The organism is Streptomyces sp. NBC_00090, assembly GCF_045160815.1.
GTDB lineage: Bacteria > Actinomycetota > Actinomycetes > Streptomycetales > Streptomycetaceae > Streptomyces.
Map to the genome: position 1 here is coordinate 3,946,801 of NZ_CP108224.1, position 20,206 is coordinate 3,967,006.

The following is a 20,206-nucleotide window of genomic DNA, read 5'->3' on the forward strand; positions in this document are numbered from 1 at the left end:
GGAGGAAGCAGTAGGAATCACCAGCGCCTCCGTTCATGCGCGCCACCTGCCGGGGCGCGGCGCGTACGGACGGCCCTCACGTCCTGGAGTGAGCCATGTCCTTGCCCGGCCAGTTCTCCGATCCCCGTGTGATCACGCTCTTCGGCCTGCTCGCCGTCTCGACGGTGGTGTGGCTGACGCTGGGCATGCGCGCCCGCGCCCGTGACCGCCGTGACCGGGCGGCCACCCCGCTGGAGCGCGTCTGGCATCCGCAGGAGTCGGTGCAGCTGACTCCCGCGGAGGAGCACGCCTTCGGCCAGGTCGTCTCCCGCCTCTCCCTGGGCGGCCCGGGCCGGCTGCGCTGATCCGGCAGCGGCCTCAGACCGTCCAGGCGCGCGGGTCGCGGCCCGTCGTCGCGAGGAGCCGCTCGAACCCCGTCGCGTCCTCGGGCAGGTCGACGGCGTCCCCGAAGACGTTCATCTTCCGGGCCGTCGGCGCCATCCGCTCCACCTCCTCCGCGAGCCCGGCCACCACGGCCGGGTCCGGTTCGAAGCCTCGTCCGGTGGCGCGGGCCAGGTCCCAGACGTGCACGGTCAGATCGAGCAGGACCATCGAGCCGACCGTCCGCGCGGGCATCCCCATGGCACCGGAGGTCCCCTCCTCCGCACCCGGCGCCGACCAGGCGGTGACCAGCTTCCCGGTCTCCGCCACGAACCGCTCGCGCCAGCCGTCCTCCGCGAGCCGGTCCGGGGTATCGGAGAAGTCGGCCGGCTCCTTCGCCGCGAGGGCCTGGAAGTTCACGACGACGGCGAAGAGGTGGTTGAGCAGGGCGCGGACGTCGTACTCGGCGCAGGGCGTGGGCGCGTCGAGCGAGTCGTCGGTGATGGAGCCGACCAGGGGCGCGGCATGGGCGGCGGCGGTGCGGAGCAGATCGCCGATACGGGGCGGGATCTCGTTCGTCATGTGTCGACGCTAGGGGAACCTGCCCGCCGCGGTATTGAAGAAACGCGCCGCCCCTCCCCCGCACCCCTGACCTCTCCCCGAGGGACGATCTCCGGGAGATCCCGGAGCCACCCCTGACAGCACACCCCTAGCATGCGGGTCATGTCCGACCCCGCCTCCGCCTCCGCCCCGCGCCGGGACACCCGGGGCATCGTCGACCCCGCCGAGCTGCTCACCCGCGTCCGCTTCCGCCGCCACACCCCGGCCCCGGAGCTGCGGCCCTACCTGGAGCACTACTGGCTGATCGACTGGGAGCTGACGGAGCCGTACGCGACCCATGTCGTCCCGCACCCCTCGGTGAACGTCGTCTTCCAGCGGTACGGCCCGCTCGGAGGACCGCCGGAAGCGGCCGAGTCGTCGGCCGAGGTCTCCGGGATCGGTCTCGGGCTGTTCACCCGGAAGCTGACCGGCGCGGGCCGGGTCTGCGGGGTGCAGTTCCGACCCGGCGGCTTCCGGCCGTTCGCGCCCGCGTGGCCGGTGTCGAACTGGACGGGCCGCCGGGTCCCCCTCGACGAGGTGTTCACGGGCGCCGACCCGCTGTCCGCGGTCCTCTCCCCGGACGGCGACCACGCGCGCGTGGCGGCGCTCGACGCCTTCCTCCTGGCCCACGGTCCCGCGCCCGATCCGGCCGCCGAGCAGGCCATGGAGCTCGTGGACCTGATCCGCTCGGACCGGGAACTGCGCAGGGTGTCCCGGCTGGCCGCCGCGTCCGGTCTGTCGGCGCGCTCGCTCCAGCGCCTCTTCGCCACCCACGTCGGCGTCGGGCCGAAGTGGGTCGTCCTGCGCTACCGCATCCACGAGGCCCTGGAGCGCGCCGAGTCCGCGGAAGCGGCGGGCGCCCCCGACTGGTCCGGTCTCGCGGCCGAGCTCGGCTACAGCGACCAGGCCCATCTCGTACGGGACTTCACGGCGACGATCGGGGTGCCGCCTTCGGCGTACGCCCGCGGCGTGTCAGTGCCCTGACCTACCGTTCGGAGCATGGACGACGACACCTCTCCCGTACGCCTTGAGCCCTGGTCCGAAGAGGACGCGGGGCTGCTGCGCGCGCTGAACGCACCGGAGTTGATGGAGCACCTCGGCGGCCCGGAGACGGAGGAGCAGCTCGCCGGCCGCCACCGGCGGTACGTGAAGCTGAGCGCCGACAGCACGGGTGCGGGGCGGATGTTCCGGATCCGGCTGCTGCCGGAGGAGGCGGTGGTGGGCAGCATCGGCTTCTGGGCGCAGACGTGGGACGGCGAGGCCGTGTACGAGACGGGGTGGACCGTCCTGCCCGGCTTCCAGGGCAGGGGCGTCGCGACGGCCGCCACGCGCGCGGTGGCGGCGGAGGCCCGGGCCGCGGGCCTCTGCCGGCACCTGCACGCCTTCCCGTCGGCGGACAACGCCGCGTCGAACGCGGTGTGCCGGAAGGCGGGTTTCGAGCTGCTCGGGGAGCGGCACTTCGAGTACCCGCCGGGGCACCCGATCCGCTGCAACGACTGGCGGCTCGACCTGCGGTCCGGCCCGCTGCCCGACACGCTGCCCGACCCGCGCTAGGAGGCGTCCTCGCCCGCGGTGAGCGGCCGGGTGAAGTGGAAGGCGACGATGTCGAAGCGCTCGCGCAGGTAGAAGCGGTGGGCTCCGGTGCGGTGGGTGCCTGAGTCGAGGTTGAGTTCGTGGCAGCCGGCCGCGCGGGCGTGGCCGTCCAGGTGGGCGACGAGCGCGTGGCCGACGCCGGTGGAGCGGTCGGCGGCGGCGGTCACGAGGTCGTCGACGTAGAGCTTGCGCAGGGAGCTGGTGTTGATGACGATCCGCCAGCCGGCCGCGCCGACGCAGCTGCCGGCGTCCGTGTAGGCGGCGCTGAACCGCAGCCCCTGGGCGTGCCCGGCCTCGTACACCTCGCGGAAGAGTTCCGGCGTGAGGTGGGGACGGAGTTCGGAGAGGACCGGCAGGAGGTCGCTCTCCAGCCGGGGGTCGCCCGGCTCGAGGTCGATGATCTTCATGCCCGGACGGTACCCCAGGGTTCTTCAGGGTTGACGGACGAGGCACCTCCACGGATATTTATCTGCGTAACGCAGACTCTTCTCTGTGCAGTTAACAGCCCTCGCGATCCCTCTCCCCGGAAGGACACCCTCATGACCGTTCTCGTCACCGGCAGCCGTGGCCGCGTCGCCTCCACCCTGATCGGCCTGCTCGACGCCGCGGGCGTCAAGGTCACAGCCGGCTCCAAGAACCCCGCGGACCTCTCCCCACCCCCCGGGGTCGACACCGTGCGCTGCGATCTCACCGACCCGACCACCTTCGACACCGCCCTGACCGGCGTCGACTCCGTCTTCCTCTACGCCGAGGCCGCACATGTCGGCGCCTTCGCCGACCGGGCCCGGGCCGCCGGCGTCGAGCACATCGCGCTCCTCTCCTCCAGCTCCGTCCTCGCCCCGGACGCCGCCGGGAACGCGATCGCCGCCGCGCACCTCGCCGCCGAGCGCGCCCTGTCCGCCGCCGCGGACACCGGAGCCTTCGAGGCCACGCACCTCCGGCCGGGCGCCTTCGCCACCAACGCCCTGCAGTGGTCGTGGGCACTCCGGGAAGGACACGCGCCGGCCCTCCCGTATCCGCACGCGTACGGGGACCCGATCCATGAGCGCGACATCGCCGAGGCCGCCCTCGCGGTGCTCACCGAGCCCCGGCTGCGCGGCTCCTCCTACCTCCTGACGGGCCCCGAGTCACTGGACTTCACCGAGCAGCTCGCGATCCTGGCCGAGGTGACGGGCCGCCCCGCGCCCCACACCGTGCCCACCCCCGAGGAATGGAAGGAGTCCGTCAGCGGCTTCATACCGGAGACGTTCGCGGACGCCCTCCTCTCCTACTGGGCCTCGCACGACGGCCGGCCGACGCCACTGACCCGCACCGTCGAGGAGCTGACGGGCCACCCCGCCCGCACCTTCGCCGACTGGGCCACCGACCACGCCGCCGCCTTCCGCCCCTGACCGGCACCGGCTCCACCTCCCCAGGGCGAATTCCCTGGCCCCCCACCCGGCCCCGGTGCCATCCTGTCCCCGTGAACGGACCGGAGATCCAGATCAGATTCGCCCCCGCCCTGCGGCTCTTCGTCTCGACGGAGCGGCGCTCGGGACACACCCCCGTGGCCACCGACGGCGCCTCCTCGCTCGGGCACGTCGTGGAGTCGCTCGGCGTACCGCTCACCGAGGCGGGGCGGCTTCTCGTCGACGGCCGGCCCGTGGACACCTCGCACGTCCCGGTCGCGGGCGAGACGATCGAGGTGGAGGACGTCGCCCGCCCGCAGCCGGTGCCCGGCGCGCCGCTCCGGTTCCTGCTCGACGTGCACCTCGGCACACTGGCCCGCCGGCTGCGTCTGCTCGGCGTGGACGCGGCGTACGAGAGCGAGGACATCGGCGACCCCGCGCTGGCCGCGCTCTCCGCGCGGGAGCGGCGGGTCATGCTCACGCGCGACCGCGGCCTGCTGCGCCGCCGGGAGCTGTGGGCGGGCGCCTATGTGTACAGCGACCGGCCGGAGGACCAGCTCCGCGACGTACTGGAGCGGTTCGCGCCGCCGCTGGCGCCCTGGACCCGCTGCACGGCGTGCAACGGACAGCTGTCCGACGCCGACAAGGACGCGGTCCGCGAGCGGCTGGAGCAGGGCACGGAGAAGTCCTACGACGTCTTCGCGGAGTGCGTGGAGTGCGGCCGGGTCTACTGGCGCGGCGCCCACCACGCCCGCCTGGAGGCGATCGTCTCCGACGCGGTCCGCGAGTTCGGCGGCGCGACGACCCGCTGACGTCTGCCTCCCGGACCGGACCCGTCAGCCGGCCCGGCCAGCCGGACACGGTTAGCCGGACACGGTTAGCCGGACGCGGTCAGCCGAGCTCGCCGCCGCGCAGCCGCTCGACCTGTACGGCACTGACCTCGACGGTGCGCCGCATATGGGCGATGAGCAGGGCGACCTCGGCGTCGCTGTAGACGTCGAACATCGTGCCCCAGGTCCCGTTGAGCTTCCGCCACAGGGTGGCGAGCTCGGCCATCCGCTCGGGCACGAGCGCCACCAGGACCCGGCGCCGGTCCTCGGTGTCCCGCTCGCGCGTCACGTACCCGGCCTTCTCCAGCCGGTCGACGAGCCGGGTCGCGGAGCCCGTGGTGAGCCCCGTCAGCTCGGCCACCCGCCCGGTGGTCACCGGCGCCTCCTCCAGACTGAGCAGGTTCAGGCACTGCACATCGGTCGGGTGGAGCCGCAGATGGTCGGCGACGGCCTGGTTGAACAGGGCGTAGGAGGCCATGTAGCGGCGGGCCTCCCCGTACAGCTCGGTCATCAGCGCCTCGCGCCGGGCGGAACTCTTCTGCGGCATGCAGAAATTGTACGAACCAGGCACCGGGGCCCCGGCTTCGCTGCCCCGCCTCAGGGCGCCTCGGCGGTCAGGTAGCGCTGCACGGTCGGCCCCAGCCAGGCCACGACCTCCTCGCGGGACATCTCGACGGCAGGCGGCAGACGCAGCACATAGCGGACCAGCGCCATGCCGAGGATCTGGGACGCGACGAGCGCGGCCCGGCGCGGAGCGTCCTCCGGGTCGGGGCAGACACCACGGGTGACGGGGCCGAGCTGCTCGGCGAAGATCGCCTGCATCCGTTCGGTCCCGGCGGCGTTGGTGACCCCCACCCGCAACAGTCCGGTCAGGACGTCGTCCCGCTCCCAGCGGTCGAGGAAGTGGCCGACCAGGACGGCCCCGATGTGCCGCGCGGGCAGGGCACCGAGTGAGGGAAGACCCAGCTCGATCTCGGAAGCGGCGGCGAACAGCCCCTCCTTGTTGCCGTAGTAGCGCATGACCATCGACGGGTCGATCCCGGCGTCGCGGGCGATGGCCCGGATGGTGGCGCGCTCGTATCCGTCGGAGGCGAAGCGCTCGCGCGCGGCCTCCAGGATGGCGGCCCGAGTGGCGTCGGAGCGGCGGGCGGTCGTCATACCAACAACTGTAGGCCAACAAGCGTTGACACGCCATCGAGACCCGCCCTACAGTTGCCAACAAGCGTTGACCAACACTCGTTGGCAAACGGTCGTGGGCACCCTGGAGGCAGCCATGAGCACCACGGACACGGACGTACTCGTCATCGGCGCGGGCCCCACCGGCCTCCTGCTCGCGGGCGACCTCGCCACCGCCGGCATCGACGTCACCCTCGTCGAGCGCCGCCCGCACACCCTCGGCAACATGACCCGCGCCTTCGGCGTGCACGCCCGCACCCTGGAGCAGCTCGACGCCCGCGGCCTCGCGGACGAACTCCTCACCAAGGGCACGCTCCTCACCCGCATGCGCCTCTTCGGCCACCTCGAACTGGACCTGACCCGCCTGCCCAGCCGCTTCAACCACCTGCTCATCACCCCGCAGTACGAGGTCGAGGAAGCCCTGGAGCGCCGCGCCGCGGCCGCGGGCGTCACCTTCCGGTACGGGACACGACTCGACGGACTGCACCAGAGCCCCGAAGCGGTCACCGCCGAGTTCACCGACCCCGACGGCACACCCCACACCCTCCGCGCCCGCCACCTCGTCGGCACGGACGGCGTCCGCAGCACCGTGCGCTCCGCCCTCGGCCTGCCCTTCCCCGGCGGCTCCGTCATCCGCTCCCTCGTCCTCGCCGACGTCCGCCTGGCCGAGGAGCCTCCGGAGCCGCTCACCGTCAGCGGCTCCGGAGACGCCTTCGCCTTCCTCGCCCCCTTCGGCGACGGCTGGTACCGCGTCATGGGCTGGAACCGCACCCGCCAGGTCCCCGACAGCGAGCCCGTCGACCTCGACGAGGTCCGCCAGATCGCCCGCACCGCCCTCGGCAGCGACTACGGCATGCACGACGCCCGGTGGATCTCCCGCTTCCACAGCGACGAGCGCCAGGCCCCGGCCTACCGCGTCGGCCGGGTCTTCCTCGCCGGCGACGCCGCCCACGTCCACTCCCCCGCCGGCGGACAAGGCATGAACACCGGCCTCCAGGACGCCGCCAACCTCTCCTGGAAGCTCACCGCCGTCCTGCGCGGCGAAGCACCCGACCCCGAGGCACTCCTCGACAGCTACCAGTCCGAACGACACCCGGTCGGCACCGCCGTGCTCCGCAGCAGCGGCGCGATCGTGCGCCTCGCGATGGCCCGCACCCCACTCGCCCGCGCCGCCCGCGCCACCGCGGCGCGCTTCCTGAACACGGTCGGCCCCGCCTCCGCCCGAGCCATGGGCATGATCAGCGGCCTCGGCATCGCGTACGCGCCGACAGCGGGCACCCGCCGCCCCGCGGGCCGGCGCGCACCCGACCTGCACCTGCGCGAAGGCAGACTCCACGAACTGCTCCGCGAGGGCGAATTCGTCCTGATCGCCCCGGAGGGCGCGACCCCCGCCCTGCCGGCGACGGCCCCGTTCGCACCCGAGCGCCTGATACGGGCCACCTGGCCGGACCGGACCCGACGCGACGCGGTCCTCGTCCGCCCCGACGGCTACGTCTTCTGGACAGACCGCTGATCAACGGCCGCCCGGCATCAGAAGACGTACGGATCGCCGGTGGCCGGCACGAGCACACGATGCCGATCGTTCCTCGGGTTCCCGTCGGCCGCGCCGTCCCGCCAGGCCGTGGTGATCTCCACCGTCAGCTCGTCCGGAAACCCGGCGGTCCGCAGATCGAGCGCCAGCTCACCGACGGCCCCCGCGGCCCGGAGCTCACCCGTCCGACAGGACACCACCCGGTCGCTGCTCCACAGACAGGCCGACGGCAACTCATGCCCCCCCGCCATCGGCTCGGAGAAGGCGAGCCGAACCGTCGCCTGCGAGAGATCGGAGGGACCGTGGTTCTCACTGACCAGCCAGACACCGACCCGCCCGTCCCACAGGGAGACATGACCGTGATGGGCCAGATCCACCTCGACCACGACCTCGGGCCCCGCGGCACCGGCGCTCGCGCCCACGCCCAGCACCACCGAGGCCGCGAGCACGACCCCGAGCACAGACTTCACCATTCCACGCATACGCACAAAATACCCACAGACCATCACATATCCTGACAATCAGTCAGCCAGCGTGTCCCATGGCACCCTGCCCCCATGCTCATCGCCCGCTCCGCCGCCCTCTTCCTCCTCGCCGCCCTCTTCGAGATCGGCGGCGCCTGGCTCGTCTGGCAGGGAGTAAGAGAACACCGCGGCTGGATCTGGATCGGCGCCGGCGTCCTCGCCCTCGGCGTCTACGGCTTCGTCGCCACCCTCCAGCCCGACGCCGAATTCGGCCGCATCCTCGCCGCCTACGGCGGAGTGTTCGTCGCCGGATCGCTCGTCTGGGGCATGGCGGCCGACGGCTACCGACCCGACCGCTGGGACGTGATCGGCGCACTCGTCTGCCTCGCCGGCATGGCCGTGATCATGTACGCCCCCCGCGGCCGCTGACCCACAGCCCCACCTATCCTGACCGGGCGATCCACGGAATCGACCACCTGCGCGAGGAGCACGCCATGACCGCATCCGGTACCCCCATCGCCGTCATCACCGGAGCGAGCAGCGGAATCGGCGCCGCCACCGCCAAGCAGCTGGCCGCCGCCGGCTACCGCGTCGTACTCACCGCCCGCCGCAAGGACCGCATCGAAGCCCTCGCCGCCGAGATCAACGCGGCCGGCCACCAGGCCACCGCCTACGCCCTCGACGTCACCGACCGCGCCGCCGTCGACGACTTCGCCACCGCCTTCCGCACCCTCGCGGTCCTCGTCAACAACGCCGGCGGAGCCCTCGGCGCCGACTCCGTCGCCACCGGCGACCCCGACGACTGGCGCCAGATGTACGAGGTCAACGTCATCGGCACCCTCCACATGACCCAGGCCCTGCTCCCCGCCCTCACCGCGAGCGGCGACGGCACGGTCGTCGTCCTCTCCTCCACCGCGGGCCACTCCACCTACGAGGGCGGCGCCGGCTACGTCGCCGCCAAGAACGGCGCCCGCGTCCTCGCCGAAACCCTCCGCCTGGAGATCGTCGGCACCCCGGTCCGCGTCATCGAGATCGCCCCCGGCATGGTGAAGACGGACGAGTTCGCCACCACCCGCTTCCGCGGCGACACCGACAAGGCGGCCAAGGTCTACGCGGGCGTCGCCGAACCCCTCACCGCGGACGACGTGGCCGACACCATCACCTGGGCCTGCACCCGCCCCCCGCACGTCAACATCGACCTCCTGGTCGTCCGCCCCCGCGCCCAGGCCTCCAACACCAAGGTCCACCGCGAGCTCTGACACGTCCGGGTGAACCCACCCGATCACCCGCACGCCGACCGAAGACCCGACCTACCGTCGAAGACAACTCCATACAGAACGGCCCTCGACCAGGACGGCAATCCCAGCCGAGGGCCTCACCAGAAGGAAGACACACTTCCCATGGCTGAACAGGACCCTAGCGTGCCCGCGCTCTTCGACATGAGCGCCCTCACGCCCACCACGCCGTCCTTCATGGACCTCGAAGACCCCCGCTACGCCTACATGTTCGGCTTCCTCCAGGCGGACGGACACCTGGCCCGTGGCCCGGGCCAGAAAGGCAAGCTGACCGCCGAGATCAACGCGCGGGACATCCACATCCTCCACGAGTTCCAGCGCTTGACCCCGTACTACAGCTCCGTCACGGAGCGGGTCCGCACCACCAACTTCTCCGAGCGGCACCACTCGGCCACGTGGACCCTCTGCGCACTCGAGGCCAGGGCCATCGTCAACGAGCTCGGAATCCCCTACGGCAAGAAGTCGCGGAACATCCGGCCACCCCGCGTCGAGTTCTCCCGACAGGACTACCTCCGCGGCTTCATCGATGCCGACGGATCGCTCGGCTGGACCGCCGAGGGCATCCCGTTCCTCTCCTTCACGTCAGCCAGCACGGCCATGGCCGCGTACTTGTGCCACTACACGAAGAAGATCACAGGCGCCGAGCGCATCGCCCGTCGCAACACCCGTGACCAGGTCTACGTCATCACCTACTACAAGGAGCAGGCGCAGAGGCTCGCCGAGCACCTCTACTACCCCGACTGCATCGCCCTGGACCACAAGAAGGCCAACGCAGCCGCGATCCAGACCTGGGTACGTCCAGCAGACATGAAGTTCGCACCACCCCGTCGACGCTGGACCGAGACAGACGACCGCGAACTGCTGCGGCTCAACGACCCCGCCGCCGCAGCCATCACGCTCGACCGAACCGAGCAGAGCTGCTCCATGCGCCTATGGCGGCTCCGCACCGGCCAGACACCGATGCCAACCCGGTAGCCCAGGAACCACGGAAGGGGGTGCCGCCACCCGGCACCCCCTTCCGGCTTCACCCTCAGCCCTTCACGCAGACGACCTGCTTCAGCTTGGCGACGACCTCCACCAGGTCCCGCTGCTGATCAATCACCTGCTCGATCGGCTTGTATGCGCCCGGGATCTCATCCACGATGCCGGAGTCCTTGCGGCACTCCACACCCCGGGTCTGCTCCTCCAGATCACGCACCGTGAAATGCCGCTTCGCCGCGCTCCGGCTCATCTTCCGCCCCGCGCCGTGCGAGGCGGAGTTGAAGGCCTTCGCGTTGCCGAGACCCTTCACGATGTACGAGCTGGTGCCCATGGATCCCGGGATGATCCCGAGCTCCCCAGATCCGGCCCGGATCGCACCCTTCCGCGTGACCAGCAGGTCCATACCCTCGTACCGCTCCTCCGCCACATAGTTGTGGTGGCAGGAGATCACCGGCTCGAAGGTCACCTTCGCCTTGCGGAACTCCCGACGGAGTACCTCCTGGAAGAGGGCCATCATGACGGCCCGGTTGTACTTGGCGTACTCCTGGGCCCAATGCAGGTCGTTCCGATAGGCAGCCATCTGCGGGGTGTCAGCGACGAACACCGCGAGGTCCCTGTCCACCAAGCCCTGGTTGTGCGCCAACTTCTGCGCCTCGCCGATGTGATACTCGGCAAGCTCCTTGCCGATATTGCGCGACCCGGAGTGGAGGACGAGCCACACCTCGCCTCGCATATCTATGCACACTTCTGCATAGTGATTCCCTCCGCCGAGCGTTCCCATCTGCTGCTCCGCCCGCCCCCGGCGGAACTTCACCGGATCGGCGACCGTGTCGAACCCCGACCAGAAGTCGTCCCACCCCGCCGTCGGGAACTGGTACAGCCGCTTCGGGTCCACCGCCTCGCGGTGCAGTCCGCGCCCGACCGGGATCGCCTGCTCGATCTTCGACCGCAGACGTGACAGATCGCCCGGCAGGTCGTTCGCCGTCAGCGAGGTCTTGACGGCGGACATCCCGCAACCGATGTCCACGCCGACCGCCGCCGGACAGACCGCCCCGTGCATCGCGATCACCGAACCGACCGTCGCACCCTTGCCGAAGTGCACGTCCGGCATCACGGCCAGGCCCTTGATCCAGGGCAGCGTCGCCGTGTTCCGCAGTTGCTGCATGGCGCCGTCGTCCACCGTGGAAGGATCGGTCCACATCCGGATGGGTACATTCGCCCCCGGTACCTCTACGTACGACATACTCCCTCAATTCCCCCGATAAGTCTGATAACGCAAAAACCGGAGCCAAAGCCCGTACAGGTGACAGCGGACCGGCATCAACAGCTGCGTGTGCGATAGACATTGTGTCCACCGGCCGGGTTCGCGCGGCAAACAGTTTTCGGGAAAGACTTCGGGAGAAGGGAGCCTGGGACCGTGCAGCGAAAGAGGTACGCCCCCGGCCGCACCGGGTCCACGGCACGCACCGCCGCAGTCCTCACCAGCGTCCTGGGACTGAGCCTCGGGCTCGGGCTCACCGGATGCTCGGCGGGCACACCGGCAGGCGACGTCGCCGTCGACGCCAAGGCCGGCCCCGTCACCCCCGTCGCACCCCCCGGCCGCTATCGCACCCTCTTCGAACCCTGCGGCGCCGTCCCGCACGCCACGCTCAAGGACCTGCTCCCGGGCGCCGCCGCGCTGCCCGACGCCGAGCGCGGCAAGGCGTACCGCGGTATCGCGGCCGTCACGTACGACACGGACCGGCGCGTCGGCTGCAGCTGGAAGGCCGACTCCCCCGACACCTCCCACCGGCTCGCCCTCGACATCGAGCGGGTGGTGTCGTACGACCCCGCCGTCAGTGACGACGACCGGGCGCAGGAGGTGTACGTCCGCAAGCAGCTCGCGGCGGGCATCCCGGTACCGCCGACGGCCCCGCCCACGACCACCGCACCCACCCCCACCGCGACCGCGACCGCGACGGGCACGGCGTCGGGCCCCGGTGCGGACACCCCCGATCCCACGAGCACCACCGCGGCGGCCAAGACCTCGCCGCCCGCGACGGCCCCGTCGACGGCCCACCCCACCGGTACGGGCCCCACCCCGACGGGTCCGACCCCGACGGGCCCCACCTCCGCCGGCCCGAGCCCCACCGGTCTCGAACCCCGCGTCCTGGACGGCCTCGGCGACATCGCGTACCTCGCCGACGTCCTGAGCACGGTCGGCGCGAAGGGTCACCAGCGTGCCGTCAGCGTGGTGTTCCGCACATCCAACGTGATCGTGACCGTCTCGTACCGGGAGCAGACCACCGGTTCGGCGGAGGCCCCGGACAGCAAGGAACTGCAGGAAAAGGCCCGGAACCTGGCCCGGCTGCTCGCCGAACGCCTGGAGGAGTAGCCGTTCGCCTCCGCTCCGTGAGTGGACGGCGACCACGTAACGTGTCGGCGTACCCGTGGCCGGACCGTACGACAAGCGACTGAAGGAACCATGCAGCGATCAGCCTCGCGACTCCCCCGCATACTCGCCTGCGCAGCCGTCCCGGTGATGCTCGTCGTCGCCGGCTGCTCCTCGGACTCCGGCGGCAGCGGCGACTCCGGCGCGAAGGGGACGCAGGACAAGACCTCCGCGTCGGCCTCCGCCACCCCTGCGCCGAAGCCGACGCCGACGGTGGAGCCGGCGAAGTTCGCGAAGCTGCCCGAGGTGTGCAAGGCGATCTCCGCCAAGACGACGGCGTCGCTCGTGCCGAAGGCGAAGAACAAGAAGGGCACGCCGGCCGCCTCCAGTGACCTGGCGAGCCGCGGTGGCTGCTCGTGGAACGGTCTCGACGACAAGGGCGTCAAGGGCTCGCAGTACCGCTGGCTCGACGTGTCGTTCTACCGGTACGACTCGGACGTCTCGCTCGGCAGCGGCCAGGAGCGCGCGCAGGAGAACCTCACGAAGGAGCTCGCGAAGATCCAGGCGACGCCGGGCGCGAAGAAGCTCCGCACCACCACGGCGACGGGCATCGGCGAGGAGGCGAAGTCCGTCGCGTACCAGGTGCGCAAGACGGACGAGGACTTCGTCTACGCCTCCGTCGTCGCGCGGACGGGCAACGTGCTGGTCCTGCTCTCGTACAACGGGGCCGGTTACGCGGGCGCCGCGGCCCCGACCGAGAAGACCGTCATGGACGGCGCGGTGAAGGCGGCCAAGGAGGCTGTCGCGGCCGTCGCGGCCGCCAACAAGTAGTCACAAACCTGCGCAGACGGACACATCCGCGCGGAGCCCGTCCCTCCCCCGAGGGCCGGGCTTCGTGCACGTGTGCCACTCTGTGCGCGCGAGATGTCGTTTGACGGGAGGGGATCGCGGGTGGCCGCGATGGAGCTGACACGCACACACCGAATACTCATCGGCCTCGTCATCGCCGGTGCGCTGATCATCGCGGGGATCGGTTTCGCGGGTTCGTACTCCGCCGTGCGCGAACTCGCCGTGCTCAAGGGCTTCGGTACCTTCTCCTACTTCTTCCCCATCGGCATCGACGCGGGCATCTGCGTCCTGCTCGCCCTCGACCTGCTGTTGACCTGGCTGCGGATCCCGTTCCCGCTGCTGCGTCAGACCGCCTGGGTCCTGACGGCGGCGACGATCGCGTTCAACGGCGCCGCGGCCTGGCCGGACCCGCTGGGTGTCGGTATGCACGCGGTGATCCCGGTCCTGTTCGTCGTGGCCGTGGAAGCCGCCCGCCACGCGGTGGGCCGGATCGCGGACATCACCGCCGACAAGCACATGGAGGGCGTCCGGCTGACCCGCTGGCTGCTCTCCCCGGTGCCGACGTTCCGGCTGTGGCGCCGGATGAAGCTCTGGGAGCTCCGCTCGTACGAGCAGGTCATCAAGTTGGAGCAGGAGCGTCTGATCTACCAGGCCCGGCTCCAGGCCCGGTACGGCCGCAGCTGGCGGCGCAAGGCCCCGGTGGAGGCGCTGATGCCGCTGCGGCTGGCCCGGTACGGGGTGCCTCTGGCGGAGACGGCGGCGGCGGGTCTCGCGGCGGCCGGCATCGAGCCGGCGGTCCTCCCGCCGCAGCAGCACCAGCAGCTCCTCCATCCCCAGCAGCCCCAGCAGCCCCAGCAGCCCCAGCTTCAGCAGGTGGCCCAGGCACCTCAGCACCCGCAGCTCCCCCACCCGGATCAGCCCCAGCTGCCCCCGCAGTCTCAGCAGCCCCAGGGGCAGCCGGGCACGCCGGGCGCGCAGGGCCAGCCGAGCCAGCCGGGCCAGCCGGGCGAGGCGGAGGCCCCGAACCACGACAGCCCCTGGTTCCAGGCGCCGCAGCTCCCGTCCGAGGCCCACGAGACGGCGTACGACCCGCAGTACGTCGACGGTCTGGCGCCCACCCCGGTCGCCGTGCCGCTCGGCCCGGAGGACGCCCCGATCCCGGATCCGCGGCACGAGCAGGGCGCCGAGGCGTTCGAGCCGTACCCGGAGTACGTGGAGGAGCCGGAGCGGCCGGAGCCGGCGGTCGACGAATTCCGCGAGGTCGTCTTCAAGCTGACCTGGGCGTACGCCGTGGAGAACGAGCGCTTCCCGGAGGACCCGGAGCTCGAGGCCATGGTGGCCGCGCACTACGGCGTCCAGGAGCTCCGCAACCCCGCGCTGCTGCAGCAGGTGATCCCCGGGATCCAGCAGCAGATCCAGCAGGAGATGTCCGAGTACAACGGCGCCTGACGCGCACGGGACCACGCGAAACCGGACCGTGCGACACCGGACCGTGCGACGCAAGGCCACGCGAAACGGAACTACGTGAAAGGGCCGCCTCCCGAATTCCGGGCGGCGGCCCTTTCACGTGGTCACACGGTCACACGGTCACGTCACGGACTCACGCGCCGAGCAGCTTGCGGACCCGGTCCGCCCCCACCGCGAGGAGCAGCGTGGGCAGTCGCGGCCCGGTCTCGCGGCTCACGAGGAGCTTGTAGAGCAGGGCGAAGAAGGCGCGCTGGGCGAGCTTCAGCTCGGGCGTCGGCTTGGCCTCCGGGTCGAGTCCGGCCATGACCTTGGGGACGCCGTAGACGAGCGTGGTGAGCCCGTCGAGCGACCAGTGGCTGTCCAGGCCCTCCAGGAGGAGCCGCAGCGACTCGCGGCCCTCGTCGTCCAGGGAGCCGAGGAGCTCGGCGTCGGGCTCCTCGCGGACGATGGTGCGCTGGTCGGCCGGGACCTGGTTGGTGATCCAGTTCTCGGCGCGGTCGAGTCGCGGCCGGACCTCGTCGAGGGAGGTGACCGGGTTCTCCGGGTCGAGCTCGGTCAGGATCCGCAGGGTCTGCTCGTCGTGGCCGGCGGTGATGTCCATGACGGAGGCCAGCGTCCGGTAGGGCAGCGGGCGGGGCGTCCGGGCCAGCTCGCCGGCGGCGGTGCGTGCCGCGCGGGAGTGGGCCGCGGCGTCGGCGGGCAGCACGGAGCCGTCGGCGACCTTGGCCTCCAGCTTGTCCCACTCGTCGTAGAGCCGCTGGATCTCCTGGTCGAAGGCGATCTTGAAGGACTGGTTCGGCTTGCGGCGCGCGTACAGCCAGCGCAGCAGCGGGGCCTCCATGATCTTCAGCGCGTCGGCCGCGGTCGGCACGCCGCCGCGCGAGGAGGACATCTTGGCCATGCCGCTGATGCCGACGAAGGCGTACATGGGGCCGATGGGCTGTACGCCGTCGAAGACCTCGCGGACGATCTGGCCGCCCACGACGAAGGACGAGCCGGGCGAGGAGTGGTCGACGCCGGAGGGCTCGAAGATGACGCCCTCGTACGCCCAGCGCATCGGCCAGTCGACCTTCCACACCAGCTTGCCGCGGTTGAACTCGCTGAGCTTCACGGTCTCGGCGAAGCCGCAGTTCGTGCAGGTGTAGGCCAGCTCGGTCGTCTCGTCGTCGTACGACGTGACGGTCGTGAGGTCCTTCTCGCACTGCCCGCAGTAGGGCTTGTACGGGAAGTAGCCGGACTCGCCGCCGGAGCCGTCGTCCTCGGCCGCGGCGCCGGAGCCCTCCTCGGCCTCCAGCTCGGCCTCGTCGACGGGCTTCTGGGACTGCTTCTTCGCGGCCTTCTTCGTCCGGTACTGGTCGAGGATGGCGTCGATGTCGCCGCGGTGCTTCATCGCGTGCAGGATCTGCTCGCGGTAGGTGCCGGTGGTGTACTGCTCGGTCTGGCTGATCGGGTCGTACTCGACGCCCAGCTCGGCCAGCGACTCGACCATGGCGGCCTTGAAGTGCTCGGCCCAGTTGGGGTGGGGCGAGCCGGCCGGGGCCGGGACGGAGGTCAGCGGCTTGCCGATGTGCTCGGCCCAGGACGCGTCGATGCCCTCGATGCCGTTCGGCACCTTGCGGTAGCGGTCGTAGTCGTCCCAGGAGATGAGGTGCCTGACCTCGTACCCGCGGCGGCGGATCTCGTCGGCGACCAGGTGCGGGGTCATGACCTCGCGGAGGTTGCCCAGGTGGATCGGGCCGGACGGGGAGAGGCCGGAAGCGACGACGACCGGTTTGCCAGGCGCACGTCGCTCCGACTCGGCGATGACCTCGTCCGCGAAACGGGAGACCCAGTCGGTCTCGGTGCTGCTCTGCGCCACGGTCGGTACGTCCTTCTTCCTGAGGGGTGCTGCCTGACAGCCCTACGCGGACCATTCTCCCAGACGGAACAGTGCTCTCCGAGGTTGTCCACAGGCGGGGAAATCACGTTGCGCTCCCATGGGACACTTGACAAGCGAATTAGACCTGACGAACTCAACAGGAACGGAAGCTCATGGCCTCGGTCCCTTCCCTCGCTTCGACCGTGCAGCAGCGCCTCACGGACGGCCTCTCGGCAGCCCTGCCGGACGCCGCGTCCGCCGACCCGCTGCTGCGACGAAGCGACCGGGCCGACTTCCAGGCGAACGGCATCCTGGCCCTGGCCAAGCAGCTCAAGGGCAACCCGCGTGAGCTGGCGACGAAGGTCGTCGACGCCATTCCGGCGAACGACGTCCTGAAGGAGATCGAGGTCTCGGGCCCCGGTTTCCTGAACATCACCGTGACCGACGCGGCGATCATCGAGACCCTCGCGGCCCGTGCCGCCGACGCGCGCCTCGGCGTGCCGTTCAACGAGTCGGCCGGTACGACGGTGATCGACTACGCCCAGCCGAACGTGGCGAAGGAGATGCACGTCGGCCACCTCCGCTCCGCCGTGATCGGCGCCGCGATGGTCGAGATCCTGGAGTTCACGGGCGAGACGGTGGTCCGTCGCCACCACATCGGCGACTGGGGCACCCAGTTCGGCATGCTCATCCAGTACCTGATCGAGCACCCGCACGAGCTGGACCACAAGGCCGAGGGCGGCGCCGAGGTCTCCGGTGAGGAGGCCATGTCGAACCTGAACCGGCTCTACAAGGCCTCTCGGGTGCTCTTCGACTCCGACGAGGAGTTCAAGACGCGGGCGCGTGCCCGTGTGGTGGACCTCCAGGCCGGCGACGAGGAGACGCTCGCGCTCTGGCAGCGGTTCGTCGACGAGTCGAAGATCTACTTCTACTCGGTCTTCGACAAGCTCGACATGGACATCCGGGACGCCGACGTCGTCGGCGAGTCGGGCTACAACGACATGCTGGTGGAGACCTGCCGCATCCTCGAGGAGTCGGGCGTCGCCGTCCGCTCCGAGGGTGCGCTGTGCGTCTTCTTCGACGACGTGAAGGGTCCGGACGGCAACCCGACCCCGCTGATCGTCCAGAAGTCCGACGGTGGCTTCGGCTACGCGGCGACGGACCTCTCGGCGATCCGTGACCGGGTGGGGAGCCTGAAGGCGTCGACCCTGCTGTACGTGGTCGACGCCCGCCAGTCGCTGCACTTCAAGATGGTCTTCGAGACGGCCCGCCGGGCGGGCTGGCTGAACGGCGACGTGAAGGCCGTCCAGCTGGCGTTCGGCACGGTCCTCGGCAAGGACGGCAAGCCGTTCAAGACCCGTGAGGGCGAGACGGTCCGGCTGGTGGACCTGCTGGACGAGGCGGTGGACCGGGCGACGGCGGTCGTCCGTGAGAAGGCCGAGAAGGTGGGTCTTTCCGAGACGGAGATCGTCGAGAACGGCCAGTACGTCGGCATCGGCGCGGTGAAGTACGCCGACCTGTCCACGTCCGCGGCTCGGGACTACAAGTTCGACCTGGACCAGATGGTGTCGCTGAACGGCGACACGTCGGTGTACCTCCAGTACGCGTACGCGCGTATCAAGTCGATCTTCGGTAAGGCGGGCGACCGTACCCCCGTCGCCCACCCGGAGCTGGAGCTGGCTCCGGCGGAGCGCGCGCTCGGCCTCCACCTGGACCGGTTCGCCGAGACGGTGGCCGAGGCGGCTACCGAGTACGCCCCGCACAAGCTCACCGCGTACCTGTACCAGCTCGCCTCGCTGTACACGACGTTCTACGACCAGTGCCCGGTCATCAAGCCGGAGCCGCCGAAGGAGATCGCGGAGAACCGCCTCTTCCTCTGCGACCTGACCGCCCGCACGCTCCACCAGGGCATGGCTCTCCTGGGCATCCGCACGCCCGAGCGCCTCTGACGCCCTCACCGCACAGGCAGGACGAAGGCCCCGGCACGGAGTTCCGTGCCGGGGCCTTCTGTCAACGAATGGTGCGGGATGTCCTGCCCGAGAGCTCGTCGATCTCCGTGTGGGCCTTCTGGAGCAGTTGCGAGGCGAGATCCATGAGCGCGCGGGCGCCCGCGATCTCCTCGCCCACCCGCAGCTGGTCAGGATCGGAGGGGTGCCGGTTGGCCGTGCCGTGGGCCCGGAACTCGGTGCCGTCGGTGAGCCGGACCATGGCCGCCGCCCGTGTCCGGTCGCCCTCCTCCTGGAACTCCATCTCCACGTGCCATCCGACAAGCGTGTGCATCATGAGGACCACCTCCAGCGAGGTACCTGTCGGGTACCTCTCCAGAGTGCGCCGGACTGCCGCCGCCCACCAGCCCGGGCCCGGAATCAGTCCCCGCGGCCGAACTTCTGCGCGACCTCGGTGGCCCAGTAGGTCAGGATCATCTGCGCGCCGGCCCGGCGGATGCCGGTGAGGGTCTCGAAGATCGCCCGGTCGCGGTCGATCCAGCCCTTCTCGGCGGCCGCCTCGACCATCGCGTACTCGCCGCTGATCTGGTAGGCGGCGACGGGGACGTCCACCGATTCGGCGACCTTGGCGAGCACGTCGAGGTACGGCCCGGCGGGCTTCACCATCACCATGTCCGCGCCTTCCTCCAGGTCGAGGGCGAGCTCCCGCATCGACTCCCGCAGGTTCGCCGGATCCTGCTGGTAGGTCTTGCGGTCGCCCTTGAGGGAGGAGCCGACGGCCTCGCGGAAGGGGCCGTAGAAGGCGGAGGAGTACTTCGCGGTGTACGCGAGGATCGACACGTCCTCCTTGCCGATGGTGTCCAGGGCGTCCCGGACGACCCCGACCTGGCCGTCCATCATCCCGGAGGGGCCGACGACGTGGACGCCGGCGTCGGCCTGGACCTGCGCCATCTCGGCGTAGCGTTCCAGCGTGGCGTCGTTGTCGACGCGGCCGTCCGCGTCGAGGACTCCGCAGTGCCCGTGGTCGGTGTACTCGTCGAGGCACAGGTCCGACATGATCACCAGCTCGTCGCCGACCTCGGCGCGCACGTCGCGGATGGCGACCTGGAGGATGCCGTCCGGGTCCGTGCCGGCGGTGCCGGCGGCGTCCTTCTTCGCGTCCTCGGGCACGCCGAAGAGCATGATCCCGGAGACGCCGGCCTCCAGCGCCTCCACGGCGGCCTTCCGCAGGGTGTCACGCGTGTGCTGCACGACCCCGGGCATCGCGCTGATCGGCGCGGGTTCGGTGATCCCCTCGCGCACGAACGCGGGAAGGATCAGATCGGCCGGATGCAGCCGCGTCTCGGCAACCATCCGCCGCATGGCGGGCGTCGTCCGCAGCCGCCGCGGCCGCGCCCCGGGAAAGGATCCGTACGAGTTCATCCTCCGAGGCTACGCCCGCGGAATCGATGCACTTACCGACCGCTTGTGGGCATAGGTACTGCCGCCGCCCAGGTG

22 protein-coding genes are annotated in these 20,206 nt (G+C 70.9%); 13 read left to right on the plus strand and 9 right to left on the minus strand.

Annotation, left to right across the window (positions count from 1 at the left end; genetic code table 11):
* Positions 1-95 precede the first annotated feature (95 nt).
* Positions 96-344 (plus strand): hypothetical protein, encoded by a 249-nt coding sequence (locus tag OG361_RS17405; RefSeq protein ID WP_384567193.1) that lies wholly within the window; start codon positions 96-98, stop codon positions 342-344.
* 13 nt (positions 345-357) lie between these two features.
* On the opposite strand, the gene OG361_RS17410 is transcribed toward OG361_RS17405, so the two are convergent.
* The gene (locus OG361_RS17410) at positions 358-942 is read right to left on the minus strand and encodes a TIGR03086 family metal-binding protein (RefSeq protein ID WP_405854582.1); all 585 of its coding nucleotides are present in this window, start codon (positions 940-942) and stop codon (positions 358-360) included.
* Positions 943-1,083: 141 nt separating this feature from the next.
* Between OG361_RS17410 and OG361_RS17415 the strand changes: the two genes are divergently transcribed.
* Both OG361_RS17415 and OG361_RS17420 read left to right on the plus strand, forming a co-directional pair.
* Entirely contained in the window at positions 1,084-1,944 is an 861-nt protein-coding gene (locus tag OG361_RS17415; RefSeq protein WP_405854584.1) for a DUF6597 domain-containing transcriptional factor, read from the plus strand.
* Between the two features lie 15 nt (positions 1,945-1,959).
* Positions 1,960-2,514: a GNAT family N-acetyltransferase gene (locus tag OG361_RS17420; protein ID WP_405854586.1), complete on the plus strand. Its 555-nt coding sequence runs from the start codon at positions 1,960-1,962 to the stop codon at positions 2,512-2,514.
* Here the strand turns inward: OG361_RS17420 and OG361_RS17425 are convergent.
* Entirely contained in the window at positions 2,511-2,960 is a 450-nt protein-coding gene (locus OG361_RS17425) for a GNAT family N-acetyltransferase (RefSeq protein WP_405854588.1), read from the minus strand. The genes OG361_RS17420 and OG361_RS17425 overlap by 4 nt on opposite strands.
* A gap of 132 nt (positions 2,961-3,092) precedes the next feature.
* Between OG361_RS17425 and OG361_RS17430 the strand changes: the two genes are divergently transcribed.
* Positions 3,093-3,944 (plus strand): NAD(P)H-binding protein, encoded by an 852-nt coding sequence (locus tag OG361_RS17430; RefSeq protein ID WP_405854590.1) that lies wholly within the window; start codon positions 3,093-3,095, stop codon positions 3,942-3,944.
* A 71-nt stretch (positions 3,945-4,015) separates the two neighbouring features.
* A complete protein-coding gene (locus OG361_RS17435; RefSeq protein WP_405854592.1) occupies positions 4,016-4,753 on the plus strand; it encodes a Mut7-C RNAse domain-containing protein in 738 nt (245 codons plus the stop codon).
* Positions 4,754-4,832: 79 nt separating this feature from the next.
* On the opposite strand, the gene OG361_RS17440 is transcribed toward OG361_RS17435, so the two are convergent.
* Both OG361_RS17440 and OG361_RS17445 read right to left on the minus strand, forming a co-directional pair.
* Positions 4,833-5,318, minus strand: coding sequence for a MarR family winged helix-turn-helix transcriptional regulator (locus tag OG361_RS17440; RefSeq protein WP_384567214.1), 486 nt, complete (start codon positions 5,316-5,318; stop codon positions 4,833-4,835).
* Between the two features lie 50 nt (positions 5,319-5,368).
* Positions 5,369-5,929 carry a TetR family transcriptional regulator gene (locus OG361_RS17445; RefSeq protein ID WP_405854594.1) on the minus strand — a complete coding sequence of 187 codons (561 nt, stop codon included), beginning with the start codon at positions 5,927-5,929 and terminating at the stop codon, positions 5,369-5,371.
* Between the two features lie 115 nt (positions 5,930-6,044).
* On the opposite strand from OG361_RS17445, the gene OG361_RS17450 reads away from it, so the two are divergent.
* Complete coding sequence (locus OG361_RS17450) at positions 6,045-7,460, plus strand: FAD-dependent oxidoreductase (RefSeq protein WP_405854596.1); 1,416 nt, start codon at positions 6,045-6,047, stop codon at positions 7,458-7,460.
* 17 nt (positions 7,461-7,477) lie between these two features.
* On the opposite strand, the gene OG361_RS17455 is transcribed toward OG361_RS17450, so the two are convergent.
* Entirely contained in the window at positions 7,478-7,960 is a 483-nt protein-coding gene (locus tag OG361_RS17455; protein WP_405854598.1) for a hypothetical protein, read from the minus strand.
* 75 nt (positions 7,961-8,035) lie between these two features.
* On the opposite strand from OG361_RS17455, the gene OG361_RS17460 reads away from it, so the two are divergent.
* From OG361_RS17460 to OG361_RS17470, 3 genes are all read left to right on the plus strand, one after another.
* On the plus strand, positions 8,036-8,371 hold the full coding sequence (locus OG361_RS17460) for a YnfA family protein (protein WP_405854600.1): 336 nt from the start codon (positions 8,036-8,038) through the stop codon (positions 8,369-8,371).
* A 65-nt stretch (positions 8,372-8,436) separates the two neighbouring features.
* Positions 8,437-9,201: an SDR family NAD(P)-dependent oxidoreductase gene (locus OG361_RS17465; RefSeq protein WP_405854602.1), complete on the plus strand. Its 765-nt coding sequence runs from the start codon at positions 8,437-8,439 to the stop codon at positions 9,199-9,201.
* Between the two features lie 141 nt (positions 9,202-9,342).
* Positions 9,343-10,212 (plus strand): LAGLIDADG family homing endonuclease, encoded by an 870-nt coding sequence (locus tag OG361_RS17470; RefSeq protein WP_405854604.1) that lies wholly within the window; start codon positions 9,343-9,345, stop codon positions 10,210-10,212.
* 55 nt (positions 10,213-10,267) lie between these two features.
* Here OG361_RS17470 and OG361_RS17475 read toward each other — a convergent pair whose 3' ends face one another.
* A complete protein-coding gene (locus OG361_RS17475; protein WP_405854606.1) occupies positions 10,268-11,461 on the minus strand; it encodes an RtcB family protein in 1,194 nt (397 codons plus the stop codon).
* Between the two features lie 174 nt (positions 11,462-11,635).
* On the opposite strand from OG361_RS17475, the gene OG361_RS17480 reads away from it, so the two are divergent.
* The 3 genes from OG361_RS17480 to OG361_RS17490 all read left to right on the plus strand — a co-directional run bounded on the left by OG361_RS17480 (position 11,636) and on the right by OG361_RS17490 (position 14,887).
* Entirely contained in the window at positions 11,636-12,592 is a 957-nt protein-coding gene (locus tag OG361_RS17480; protein WP_405854608.1) for a DUF3558 domain-containing protein, read from the plus strand.
* A 90-nt stretch (positions 12,593-12,682) separates the two neighbouring features.
* The gene (locus OG361_RS17485) at positions 12,683-13,420 is read left to right on the plus strand and encodes a DUF3558 family protein (protein ID WP_405854610.1); all 738 of its coding nucleotides are present in this window, start codon (positions 12,683-12,685) and stop codon (positions 13,418-13,420) included.
* A 120-nt stretch (positions 13,421-13,540) separates the two neighbouring features.
* Positions 13,541-14,887, plus strand: coding sequence for a DUF2637 domain-containing protein (locus OG361_RS17490; RefSeq protein ID WP_405854612.1), 1,347 nt, complete (start codon positions 13,541-13,543; stop codon positions 14,885-14,887).
* 151 nt (positions 14,888-15,038) lie between these two features.
* Here the strand turns inward: OG361_RS17490 and lysS are convergent, their stop codons facing one another.
* Positions 15,039-16,763 carry a lysine--tRNA ligase gene (lysS, locus tag OG361_RS17495; RefSeq protein ID WP_405854614.1) on the minus strand — a complete coding sequence of 575 codons (1,725 nt, stop codon included), beginning with the start codon at positions 16,761-16,763 and terminating at the stop codon, positions 15,039-15,041.
* A 173-nt stretch (positions 16,764-16,936) separates the two neighbouring features.
* Here lysS and argS point away from each other — a divergent pair, with 173 nt between their 5' ends.
* Positions 16,937-18,712, plus strand: coding sequence for an arginine--tRNA ligase (argS, locus tag OG361_RS17500; RefSeq protein WP_405854616.1), 1,776 nt, complete (start codon positions 16,937-16,939; stop codon positions 18,710-18,712).
* 61 nt (positions 18,713-18,773) lie between these two features.
* Here the strand turns inward: argS and OG361_RS17505 are convergent, their stop codons facing one another.
* Together OG361_RS17505 and hemB are read right to left on the minus strand one after the other, a co-directional pair.
* Complete coding sequence (locus tag OG361_RS17505; protein WP_405862305.1) at positions 18,774-19,043, minus strand: DUF1876 domain-containing protein; 270 nt, start codon at positions 19,041-19,043, stop codon at positions 18,774-18,776.
* Between the two features lie 86 nt (positions 19,044-19,129).
* Positions 19,130-20,131 (minus strand): porphobilinogen synthase, encoded by a 1,002-nt coding sequence (gene hemB, locus OG361_RS17510; protein ID WP_405854618.1) that lies wholly within the window; start codon positions 20,129-20,131, stop codon positions 19,130-19,132.
* Between the last annotated feature and the right edge of the window lie 75 nt (positions 20,132-20,206).